Here is a 10,326-nt window from a genome sequence, read left to right as displayed (position 1 = left end):
GTAATGATTATCATTTTTATTAACTGTATACTTTATTTCCTGGAAGTCCCTTAGAGCTTCACAACTGCATAGCCAAGGATGCCTCTATCCGTATCTCGAAAAGAAAAAGCTACTTGATGGCTCAATAGTTTTTTACCCACGAGTTATAGGCCAACGTGACCCAAACAACCCGACTCAGTGGCGATGGGGTTTTAACTGGGAAGAACGAGTTGATGGATTATGGAAAGGGCGAAGTATCGGTTCAATTCCCCCTGGCGCTGTCCCAATGATTCGGACACTACAACAACAGGGGGCAACACGAGAGAATATCATCACCTTTATCAAAAAAGCGAAATCCAAAAAGACATCACCAAAAATTTTAGATGTCTGCAAAAATTTTGATAACACAAAAATAAAACCAGTTCTGCCAGATGATGCCCCGATCGCTGTAGTACTTTTTGCTGGTGGCGGCGGGATTGAGGCGGGGATGGTGCAAGCGGGGATTCGTCCAGTCATCGCAGTGGAGTTCGACCCAAGCAAACCAGAGCTAAGTCGGGCGATCGCCAAAACCCATCAACACAACTTTAGCGAGTATGGCTGTAAAATAATCCAACTAACAGTGCAAGAAGTAGCACAGTCAGGATTTTTAGGTTTCCCCCGCCGCCCCGATTACCTCCACGCCTCCCCGGTGTGTGCCAACTTTAGCCAAGCTCACACAGCTAAGGCGGGTAAGGGTGGGGAAACTAACGACGATCTGACGGCTGCGATCGCAGTAGCAGAAGGCATCCGACAGTTGCAGCCACGGGTGTTCACGCTCGAAAATGTGCCGCGCTATCAGAACAGTCAGAGTTTCAGTATCATTCTGTCAGCTTTGGAGCAAGAGGGGTACTCGGTCGATTACAGCGTGGTCAACATGGCTGACTTTGGGTTGCCCCAGGCGCGGCGGCGGTTGGTCTTGATTGCAAGCAAGGGTCTTCATGTTGCGCTACCTACGGGAGCTAAATCTTGTGGTTGGTACTCGGCAATCGCTCATCTAATACCTGCAATGGCTGATTCACACCTGTTGCCCAAACAGCAACAAGCTTTGGAGAAATTTTTAGCCGGAAACGTGCCAACACCATTGCTAATAGAAAGAGTTGGGGGACGTTCACAGTCCAAGTATAAACCTGCACACTTGCCCTGTAACACGATATTGCGATCGCACTTCACCGATCACAAAGGTTGCAACCGAAGCAAATTCGCTGATATCTGGTTGCCTGATGGTAGTGTCAAGTCTTTGTCTATTGAAGGGGCTGCAATTTTGCAAGGGTTTCCCAGTTGGTACGAGTTTCCCAACGAGACTGCTACGGCGGGGTCAATTATCGGCTATTCTGTCCCTCCCAGTTTCGCAACACAACTATTTATCTCTGCACAGAGCAAATTATTCGGAGTGACTGTATGACTAACCTTGTTCAAAACTTAGAACAGTGCTGGTACATCTCACCACCTTGGGGTCAACCAATCCCGCCCTTGCTGGTCAGTCTGCTTGAACAGGTTTATGTCAAATCAGCTAAAGCATTCGGTTACTGTATTGGCGTGGAATGGTCGGAGCAAGGCTGGAAATATGAGGTTTTTACTCTTTATGACAACATTACTGTTTCGGGTAATGAACTCATTGGAACTGGTAATTTACAACCGGTTACTAAAGAAAAACCTGTGTTTTGATTGGGTGAGTTGGTCGAGTTTCGGTTTCATAGCGATGGCCTCCCAATTCGGATTATCCAGGGCATTTTTAAGCTATGTAGGCCAATAACTAAGGCTCTATTCCTTGATCAATCCAAGCATCAATTGCTGTTTTTACCTCTAATTCAGTCACAGCAGACCATTCTTTTTCGTTGATAGTTGTTTTAAATACCGCTCTTTTCCCGTGACCAACTTTTTCCATTGAGTGTCCGCGATACACATTTTTAGGCTTAATCATTTTTCTTAATCATCTTTAATCATCTTTATAGAATATTATAAACTTTCGCTCAATAAGAAGAGTAGTTTTATTTTCTATAATGGCTGCTGATCGAAGGGATTATCATAACTGTAGTGTAAGTCAAGAGAAAACAAACAAATAGTTGTATCCAAGTCAGGGGTTGCCTCTAGTTATTCCTAAACAAATGTTTACCCCTAAAAACCAAAATTAATAATTTCAGATATCTAAATTAAGCACTGACTGAATGAAAATTAATATATTATGCTAAATTACCTTTTAAAAATCATAAAGCCCTTACTAGGCAAAGGAAATCAACATTATTTACTAGTTATTTATGGGTTTATATCAATTTAATGTGAAGCTGCACCAAATGAGTAACTCTCTATTCTTGACGCTCTTCTCTAACGAGACGCTACGCGATGGCGTACTTGGCAATTCGTTTAATATTCTGTGCATCTTCATACAGAATTGGTATTAGCACTAATTTGAGCTTTTGAGCTTTATTTTCGAGCTTATTTTTGATATCTAACTAATAACTTGGCATAATAGATACTGAAGAACCAAAATTATTAAACCTTAATGCTCCTAGAAAATTTTCTTGAGGCATTAAGGTTTCGTTAAGTTATGGAGTTAAATATAGTGCTTAAATGAAAGTCTATATCCAGAGTAGTTAGTCAATTTTACCTTTGGGTAAAGAGCAAATGAATATTAGATGCAATTGCATGAAGATAAGGTTTACTAATTTCAATTGGCAATACTTGCTGATTATACGCCTCTTGCAAGGCTCACTCCAATTACGCTTTGCTTAACAATATTTACAAAAAATACAAGCTCGTTTCAAATGTTATAAAGTTCATATAGATGATTGATTAGTGAAGTTTTGGATTACAAGTAAATACCCTGGGGAAGATGTGCTAAAAATAGTTTTACGGCAAGGATGCTGTGGTTAACATCTATATATTTGTTAAGTATTGCACAAGGCATTTAAAGTCTAGATAATTCATGAATTTTTATCAATAAAGCAGTTATGAACAAAAAATGGGCTGTCAAACGAATCACAATAAATCTTGCATCAGCTGAAAGCGAAAAACTTGAAAAATATTGTGCAAGTACAGGTAGACCTGCAACTGATGTGATTCGGGAGTTGATTCGCTCTCTCTCCATAACCGAGTTGTCAGCGTCTGAACAGACTACACTTACGCTAAAATATGATGTTCCCATTCTGAAATAATGGCAGTTGAATCACTTGGGTCTGTTTGGCATTATCCAGATTGGACAAAGAAATTCCCAGTAACCTGATACTGCGGTTCTCTAAGTCAATCGATAAAAACAGTATTTTCGCTATCTCAAAAATTGTATCTACTTCACTAATTGGAGCGATCGCTGTTTTACTACGTGTTATCTGGCGATAATCAGAAAACTTGACTTTTAGGGTTAATGTACGTCCTCGCGTTTCGTGTTGCTCCAACCGTTGCTCCACAACGGAGGCAATCTGTTCAATTTCTTGCAACATCTGACCAACATCGCTTAGGTCATTTGCAAACGAATTTTCTGCACCGATGGACTTGCGAACCCGATTCGCCTCAACTGGACGGTCATCTTCTGACCTGGCAATTTTGTAGTAATAATTCCCTGCTTTCCCAAAATGGCGTGTTAACTCAGTCAGCGAACGCTGCTTCAAATCTGCGCCAGTATGAATACCGAGTGAATGCATCTTCGCCGCCGTCACCTCTCCAATGCCGTGAAACTTTTCAATTGGCAGCTGCTCTACAAACGCGATTGCATCTTGGGGTAAAATCACTGTCAACCCATTGGGTTTGTTCTGCCCTGATGCCATTTTTGCTCTTAAACTTGTTAATCGACACACCTGCGGTTGCCGTCAACTTCGTTTCTTCAAAAATTGCAGTTTTGATGTATCTTGCGATAGTAGAAGCGTAGGGGATGTTTTGCTTGTTTTCAGTAATGTCCAAATATGCCTCGTCTAAAGCGACCCCTTCCACTAAATCAGTGTAGCGTTTGAATATGGCGTGGATTGCTGTAGAAACTTCTCGGTAAACGTCGAATCTCGGTCTGACAAAGATAAGTCCAGGGCATTTGGCAAAAGCTGTTACTGACGGCATTGCTGAGTGAATCCCAAACTTACGAGCTTCATAACTGGCTGCTGCAACTACGCCTCGCTGATTGGGACTGCCACCGACTACTAACGGTTTACCTCGGTAGCTAGGGTTATCTCTCTGCTCTACCGATGCGTAAAAAGCATCCATATCTACGTGAACTATTTTCCTAGTTCTAGCGACAGATTCTTGTCCCAAGGGTAGCTCCACCACAAACAGTCTCGTTTTTTACATCATTTTCAAGAAAGTAAATACAATATCACTTTTATAGTACACTAGCACTAGTTGAGAGATAAAATTACCGTATCTGCATTCAACTTTACTATTAAAGTATAATTTTTTACTTACTAGTTACTTAGTTGTAATTACTTTTCAACTGATGCGTCAAACTGCAATGGCATTTTCACCAATTGCTGTTGTTTTGAGCAACTGTCTCCTGAAGGGGTGTTTGAAGGGATACATAGTTTTTATGTCATCAGGCAAGCGAAGAAAGTTTTTTAAGTAGAAAAGAACATACCTGGAATTGCAACTATATTAAATATTAAACAGCTCTAACTTAATTAGTTCAAAAACATAAAAGAACACACATGACCATAAAAATAGATTTTCAAGGGAATATGGATAACGCAAGCATTCCATTGAATCAAAACAAAGAAGAAGTATTTCAATGGACAAAGCAGTGGTATCCAGTAGCAGTTGTGAATTTTCTAGATCCATCTCGCCCACATGCAATACAGTTATTAGGAAAAGATTTAGTCTTGTGGCGAGACAGTTTGAGTAAATGGTCAATATTTGAAGATTGTTGCCCCCATCGACTAGCTCCTCTTTCAGAAGGGCGTGTTGAGCCTGATGGCACACTTTTATGTGCTTATCATGCTTGGCGTTTTGATTCGCAGGGAAACTGTGTGAGCATTCCCCAGTCGAAAGATCAGGAGACATCAAAGAAGCACTGCTCAAATTCAAAGTCATCTGCAATTAGTTATCCAACACAAGAACGGCAGGGTTTATTGTGGGTTTGGGCTGAGTCTGGTTCTGAAGCACAGCTTGAAAGTCAATTGAGGACACCACGAATTATTCCAGAACTTGAAGAAAACTCCGACAGAGTAGTTCATCTATTTTGGAATATACGTGACCTACCCTATGGATGGGATTTTTTCATGGAAAATGTAGCTGACCCAGCCCATGTCCCTGTTTCCCACCACGGTCTAGTTGGCAATCGGTATAAAGATGCTAATTACTACGATATGCTTTGCATCAAGGAAATGTCTACTCAAGAAGGATTTTCTTTTGAAATTACACCGACTGCCCCCACGATTTCACAAGCGATTCACGACTTCCAACCACCTTGTCAGATGAGGATTGTTTCTACTTCACATGATGGTGGTAAGCTGATCTTGGCATTGTATGCTACACCTACACGCCCAGGGTGGTGTCGTCATATTGGCTGTCAGGTCTTAGTTAAGAACGAGATGGGTAAGACTCCTAAAGGATTAGGAGTCTTTGGACTACCAATGCCAACTTGGCTAGGACATGTTTTGTCATCCTTGTTCTTACACCAAGACTTAGTATTTCTTCATTATCAACAGAAGATTCTAGCTAAACGCCAAAAGGGCCAATGGGTGAACGCAGTTTATACACCCAATCCTCAAGATAAAATGGTAATTACATTTCGCCAATGGTTGGAGAAAAAAGCTGGAGGTAGTATTCCTTGGGCTTGGGGGTGTAATACCGATCTTCCCTTGCCGGAATTAGACAAACAAAAGCTTTTTGATATCTGGACAACTCATACCCAACATTGTCAAGTTTGCAAAGATGCTTTGAAAAATATTAAACGTCTACGGGTGTTGGCTTACTGTTTATCTATATTATGCTTATGTGTTGCTGTAATCCTGGATGCAAGAGCTATAGCGGTAAAAGCTGCATTAGCATCTGCAAACCAAATACCCGCATCACTTTTAACGGTTTTTCCTCATAGAGGATTCTGGTGGGCGCTTGGGGGTGCAACATTATTTGTACTTCTAGGATACCTGCTTGATAAATTTAGTCGCCTATTTTACGTTTACGAGTTTGAACACGCACACAATGATTAATAGATAAACTCAAGTATTAGTAGACTTTAGCTCAAATCTTTTTCCTGCTGAAAACGTAAGTATCCAAAAATTGTACTAATTTCCTGTGCCTATGGGCGATAAGCCAAAATTGATTAATTCAAAATTATTTTTTAACAAACAGAATGCGTGAACTTCATGAAATGGTTAAGGGAATCCCGTTATCTTTGGGTTTTAAATTGAGAATAAATGGAACAGCTTTCAACACCCAATCGCACACGGGTGTATAATTAGCAGCTTCTTCTACTAAGATTGTGCCTTTATCAGCTGATAAGTTTCTCAACGCTGTTCCTCCACAGCGAAAACTCTCAACCATTTATTATCTGCTCATTAGGAGTCAAAACCGCAAAACAATCTTGAAGTACAGTCATGATCAAAAAAGCGATCGCTTTAAGGCATCTGTGCAACAGATTATGCTAGGGCATCTGCCCGAAAAAGAGATTTTTACTCAATTGATAATTTCTTCAGCAAGGGACTCGTATTTTCCATAGTTTTGCAGTAGAGTGTTTATTCCGTGCAATTATTCATACCTCACTTTTTCCAACTTTACTGCCATCCAAATTTTAAGCCAATGCCTTTGAGGGAACAGCCAATGAAAACTTCTAATGATATAGATACCAAGAAAATCATCAAAAAATCCGACAAGCTTACCCTGAGACAGATGAAGTTAATCGAACAAGCAGAAGACCAACTTCTTGAAGCTAATACTGACAAATATACAGCCCCTGTGGTTGAGGTTGAGGAGAAACCAGTAGCAATTTCAGAGCCTAGAGTTCCTGACTATGTTCCATTCCTTGACAATCCTCCAGTACAATCTGTGGGCAATTCCGGCTGGCAGGTTTCTGATGTCTGGCGGGATATCCGCGTGGATAGCTTCTCGAATTAAACCGGAACTAAAACAACCGCCTGAGCAACTTTGTAAACTATCTTTGCACCAAGTCAAAGCTATAGTTGCATTGTGCTTATAATAAGTTACGGCTAACTATAACTGGAAGTTAGCACCCTGTAAATGGTTATCGCTTGGATTACGCATCAAAGGCGATACCAAGACAAGCAAAATTTATCGGTAGCGTAATAGTTTCTATTCCGTTGCCAACATGCACCCTCCGCGATCGCATGTTGGTAAAAGTGTTGTGTCTGGGGGGGAGAGTATCTTTATCGTAGTTTATGTCGGATAAAAGATAAGGCACAGTTATTAACCGCAGCGCTTGCCTTCAGTCAAATTGCGGATATTCTTAAGTCTCGTGCCGAAGTGCTGTTGCAAGATACCCGCGATGGGCTACGCCCCGCCGTAGGCGATCGCAATAGTCTTTTGGGGCCAATTGTTAGCACCGATCTCTTTGCTGGTTTAGTGCGGACAACAATGCACCTAGATTTAGATGATTTGATTGAACCGCAAACACCACAAACCTTTAAACCACACGCCCCACACCAATTTTTATATCCTAACCAGGAGGGTGATTCTGTAGCAGCACCTGTTGAAAAAGCGAATGTTTTGGCAATGCTCGATCAGGTGACAAGTTTAGAAGATGTCCACAATCTGGCATCAGATGAAGATGTGCCAAAATGGCAAAGTGCGATCGCTAACTACCTGATAAATGTTAAAGATGAGATTTCTTTAGTTAAACTGCAACGTGTGTTGGAAATGCCGATGGTAGAAGTATGGTTGGGATTATTGCTGGGTGGGTTTACACTAGAACAGCGTGGTGATTTTTATCACAATCAAAATGTCTGGGTGAAAAGCTCTCCTGACTACTATCAATAACAATACATTCGTAGTTATGCTGATCGTCTGGCTGCAAATTTGATAAGTGAGGAAATACCAGACTATTAAAAATTTATTTGTTTGTTACTTACTCAACCAATCCGTTAATTGGTCAAGCACTGTGGCATTTTTAAATATTAGCTGATGAACATTTTCTGGCTATCAAATCACAGTCATTTATAATTATGATTTCAAATATGCAATTACTCCCAAGTACGTCTTGATAAAAACGGATAACTGAAGCTGAGGTAATATTTTTTCCTTTGAAGAATAATAATATCTTGTTTTCATGTGATCAGTTATACAAAATACTATGATCTTAATCATACAATTGTTAGCTTCGACAACTACTCAATCACTGTTCATCCTTATATATGTAATATGGCTATCAAACACTGTGTTTCACTTGCACTGTCAACACTCTCCATTATCTGTGTTAGTACGGCTTCCGTCTGTGCACACTATTCACCAATACCAGCAGTACTAACACTTTTCAAGAACAACCAAAAATCTCCATCAATCATCTTCTTCCTGCCCAAAGAACGACCTAAACCTGGAGTTGGTTGGGAAATCACCACCACTTCCGGTGATGCAGAACTAGCCCTAGCGCAGCATTTGGTCAACATCGGTGCAGAAGAATACGTTGCTTGGTGGTGTCCTCACTGTCATGAGCAAAAATTACTCTTTGGTAAAGAAGCTTACCAGATTATCAACGACACTATCAAGGTGGAATGTGACAAGAGAGGTTTAAACGCTCATCCAGATTGGTGCAAAGCTGCGAAAGTCCCCGGTGTACCAACTTGGGTTATCAATGGACATCAGTATAGTGGGGTACAGAACCTCAAGGAGTTAGCTAAAGCTTCTGGCTATAAGGGGGACAAAAATTTTCGCTACATCCAAAGCGAATTATAGTGTGTATTTGCTTTTTTAAGCTCAAAGCAAGTATTTGGAGGTTAAAGATTGGCCGTTCTCACAACTTCCAGTCATCAGCTTTAGCTATTTATTAAAATTTCCTGAGCTAGCAAACATCTAATATCAAGCTAATAAATGTTAGTATCTTAAGTCAGGATGAAAATCATGATTTTCACTTGTGAAGGTAATCCAAAATCAGCAATTCTGACAAAAGAGAGTTTTGTTGCAAAAAATTACTTTTCTCAGTTCCTAGCAACGCTGTCAATAATAATATAAGCAAATGCTTTAAATAAAGAACGATTGTCTATTGCGTTTCCTGTGTTCCCGATTTAGCTGAGTTTCCATAATTTCTATGAGTTACGAAAAATACGTTGCTGGCATTCCAAGCATTGCCAAATCAAAGCACCAATATTTCTTACATATTTGTAGTGCATTAGCTTACAAGCAAAGGCAGTATCCGCGATTACAACATACAGATCCCGGATACTGCTAACTTCAACACCTATACTAATGTTTGAATACGTAACAAGCGTCATACAGACTTAGTTGGTGGGCTGATTGTGGTTAAAAATATCACTGATGACTAATAATTACTATTGACAGTAACTTTCAAGCATAGAAGTAGAATATAGACATGGTAAAGAATAATGCAACGAGATTTGCTTTAAAAACTGAGCTTTTATTACGTATAGATAAATTAGGACTACAGCAAAGCCTATTTCCAACCTCTGACGAACTTATTGATCAACTTATACAACAGTTAGAGGGCATAAGTCCTATTCCGCAACCACTTCAGCCTAACTATCTTCCTTCTCTACTAGGTAACTGGCAATTAGTGTATGCATCTAGTGGGACAATCGTCACACGTCAGATTGCATCAATTCCAGATTTTATGGGTGTAATCAAAATTAAACGCGTGTGGCAAACATTGGCTAGTGAGAGTAATACCAGAAAAATCTCAGCCTCTAATAGCGCCCAGCTTGAATTACCCATTTTTGGTGAGTGGCAGTTACAAGCTAATGGACATTGGAAATGGGGTACGGGTACGGATGAGAAAACTGCCACAGTGTCCTTTAATTCATTTTCTATACAAGGGACAAAACCCTTTGCGTTGTCTAATTGGAGTTTTCCTGAGTTAAAAATACCAGTATTAGAATTCCTACAGAAAGAAGCTTTATGGATAACCTCCTACTTAGATCAAGAAATTAGGGTAGGACGAGGTGCAACAAATAATTTATTTGTATTTCGTCGTGATGTTATGCCGTCAACTTAGTTACAAAAGAGAATTTTGCTTACTAGAGTTAATTAAAAGCTCAGATGAAAAAAAAATCAAATATTTCTTTTGTTTTTTGTCAACATTTAGCTTTCCTATTTTATGTGTTATTATCCTCATCGGCGATGGCACAGATTGTTCCAGATAATACATTACCTGACAATTCTATAGTTACGCCACAAGGCAATAACAGCAATATTACTGGAGGAACGCAA

General features: G+C 40.0%; 12 protein-coding genes. 8 read left to right on the top strand and 4 right to left on the bottom strand.

Annotated elements, in window-relative coordinates:
- Positions 1 to 265: 265 nt before the first annotated feature.
- Together ACFFAP_RS30845 and ACFFAP_RS30840 are read left to right on the top strand one after the other, a co-directional pair.
- Entirely contained in the window at positions 266 to 1,420 is a 1,155-nt protein-coding gene (locus ACFFAP_RS30845; protein WP_375514782.1) for a DNA cytosine methyltransferase, read from the top strand.
- Positions 1,417 to 1,683 carry a DUF1392 family protein gene (locus tag ACFFAP_RS30840; RefSeq protein ID WP_375514781.1) on the top strand — a complete coding sequence of 89 codons (267 nt, stop codon included), beginning with the start codon at positions 1,417 to 1,419 and terminating at the stop codon, positions 1,681 to 1,683. Before ACFFAP_RS30845 ends, ACFFAP_RS30840 begins: the two co-directional genes overlap by 4 nt.
- An 88-nt stretch (positions 1,684 to 1,771) precedes the next feature.
- Here the strand turns inward: ACFFAP_RS30840 and ACFFAP_RS30835 are convergent, their stop codons facing one another.
- Positions 1,772 to 1,939: a hypothetical protein gene (locus tag ACFFAP_RS30835; RefSeq protein WP_375514780.1), complete on the bottom strand. Its 168-nt coding sequence runs from the start codon at positions 1,937 to 1,939 to the stop codon at positions 1,772 to 1,774.
- 1,027 nt (positions 1,940 to 2,966) lie between these two features.
- On the opposite strand from ACFFAP_RS30835, the gene ACFFAP_RS30830 reads away from it, so the two are divergent.
- Positions 2,967 to 3,170 carry a CopG family transcriptional regulator gene (locus ACFFAP_RS30830; RefSeq protein WP_375514779.1) on the top strand — a complete coding sequence of 68 codons (204 nt, stop codon included), beginning with the start codon at positions 2,967 to 2,969 and terminating at the stop codon, positions 3,168 to 3,170.
- Here the strand turns inward: ACFFAP_RS30830 and ACFFAP_RS30825 are convergent.
- Both ACFFAP_RS30825 and ACFFAP_RS30820 read right to left on the bottom strand, forming a co-directional pair.
- The gene (locus ACFFAP_RS30825) at positions 3,141 to 3,776 is read right to left on the bottom strand and encodes a hypothetical protein (protein WP_375514778.1); all 636 of its coding nucleotides are present in this window, start codon (positions 3,774 to 3,776) and stop codon (positions 3,141 to 3,143) included. The genes ACFFAP_RS30830 and ACFFAP_RS30825 overlap by 30 nt on opposite strands.
- The gene (locus ACFFAP_RS30820; protein WP_375514777.1) at positions 3,691 to 4,266 is read right to left on the bottom strand and encodes a hypothetical protein; all 576 of its coding nucleotides are present in this window, start codon (positions 4,264 to 4,266) and stop codon (positions 3,691 to 3,693) included. Before ACFFAP_RS30820 ends, ACFFAP_RS30825 begins: the two co-directional genes overlap by 86 nt.
- Before the next feature lie 374 nt (positions 4,267 to 4,640).
- On the opposite strand from ACFFAP_RS30820, the gene ACFFAP_RS30815 reads away from it, so the two are divergent.
- A complete protein-coding gene (locus tag ACFFAP_RS30815; RefSeq protein WP_375514776.1) occupies positions 4,641 to 6,143 on the top strand; it encodes a Rieske 2Fe-2S domain-containing protein in 1,503 nt (500 codons plus the stop codon).
- Between the two features lie 154 nt (positions 6,144 to 6,297).
- On the opposite strand, the gene ACFFAP_RS30810 is transcribed toward ACFFAP_RS30815, so the two are convergent.
- Positions 6,298 to 6,477, bottom strand: a complete 180-nt coding sequence (locus ACFFAP_RS30810; RefSeq protein WP_375514775.1) for a hypothetical protein — start codon at positions 6,475 to 6,477, stop codon at positions 6,298 to 6,300.
- 276 nt (positions 6,478 to 6,753) lie between these two features.
- Between ACFFAP_RS30810 and ACFFAP_RS30805 the strand changes: the two genes are divergently transcribed.
- The 4 genes from ACFFAP_RS30805 to ACFFAP_RS30790 all read left to right on the top strand — a co-directional run bounded on the left by ACFFAP_RS30805 (position 6,754) and on the right by ACFFAP_RS30790 (position 10,111).
- On the top strand, positions 6,754 to 7,047 hold the full coding sequence (locus ACFFAP_RS30805; RefSeq protein WP_375514774.1) for a hypothetical protein: 294 nt from the start codon (positions 6,754 to 6,756) through the stop codon (positions 7,045 to 7,047).
- Between the two features lie 366 nt (positions 7,048 to 7,413).
- On the top strand, positions 7,414 to 7,926 hold the full coding sequence (locus tag ACFFAP_RS30800) for a hypothetical protein (RefSeq protein WP_375514773.1): 513 nt from the start codon (positions 7,414 to 7,416) through the stop codon (positions 7,924 to 7,926).
- 381 nt (positions 7,927 to 8,307) lie between these two features.
- A complete protein-coding gene (locus tag ACFFAP_RS30795; protein ID WP_375514772.1) occupies positions 8,308 to 8,838 on the top strand; it encodes a hypothetical protein in 531 nt (176 codons plus the stop codon).
- A gap of 634 nt (positions 8,839 to 9,472) precedes the next feature.
- Complete coding sequence (locus ACFFAP_RS30790; protein ID WP_375514771.1) at positions 9,473 to 10,111, top strand: PAP/fibrillin family protein; 639 nt, start codon at positions 9,473 to 9,475, stop codon at positions 10,109 to 10,111.
- Positions 10,112 to 10,326: the final 215 nt, after the last annotated feature.

It is taken from the genome of uncultured Nostoc sp., assembly GCF_964245575.1.
In the GTDB taxonomy this organism is placed as follows: domain Bacteria; phylum Cyanobacteriota; class Cyanobacteriia; order Cyanobacteriales; family Nostocaceae; genus Nostoc.
This window is presented reverse-complemented; position numbering and strand designations above follow the sequence as displayed.

Excerpts from the sequence above, each read along its gene's own strand:
- ACFFAP_RS30810 (WP_375514775.1), bottom strand. The coding sequence starts at position 6,477 with ATGGTTGAGAGTTTTCGCTGTGGAGGAACAGCGTTGAGAAACTTATCA.
- ACFFAP_RS30805 (WP_375514774.1), top strand. The coding sequence starts at position 6,754 with ATGAAAACTTCTAATGATATAGATACCAAGAAAATCATCAAAAAATCC.
- ACFFAP_RS30825 (WP_375514778.1), bottom strand. The coding sequence starts at position 3,776 with ATGGCATCAGGGCAGAACAAACCCAATGGGTTGACAGTGATTTTACCC.
- ACFFAP_RS30795 (WP_375514772.1), top strand. The coding sequence starts at position 8,308 with ATGGCTATCAAACACTGTGTTTCACTTGCACTGTCAACACTCTCCATT.
- ACFFAP_RS30815 (WP_375514776.1), top strand. The coding sequence starts at position 4,641 with ATGACCATAAAAATAGATTTTCAAGGGAATATGGATAACGCAAGCATT.
- ACFFAP_RS30840 (WP_375514781.1), top strand. The coding sequence starts at position 1,417 with ATGACTAACCTTGTTCAAAACTTAGAACAGTGCTGGTACATCTCACCA.
- ACFFAP_RS30830 (WP_375514779.1), top strand. The coding sequence starts at position 2,967 with ATGAACAAAAAATGGGCTGTCAAACGAATCACAATAAATCTTGCATCA.
- ACFFAP_RS30835 (WP_375514780.1), bottom strand. The coding sequence starts at position 1,939 with ATGATTAAGCCTAAAAATGTGTATCGCGGACACTCAATGGAAAAAGTT.
- ACFFAP_RS30790 (WP_375514771.1), top strand. The coding sequence starts at position 9,473 with ATGGTAAAGAATAATGCAACGAGATTTGCTTTAAAAACTGAGCTTTTA.
- ACFFAP_RS30845 (WP_375514782.1), top strand. The coding sequence starts at position 266 with ATGATTCGGACACTACAACAACAGGGGGCAACACGAGAGAATATCATC.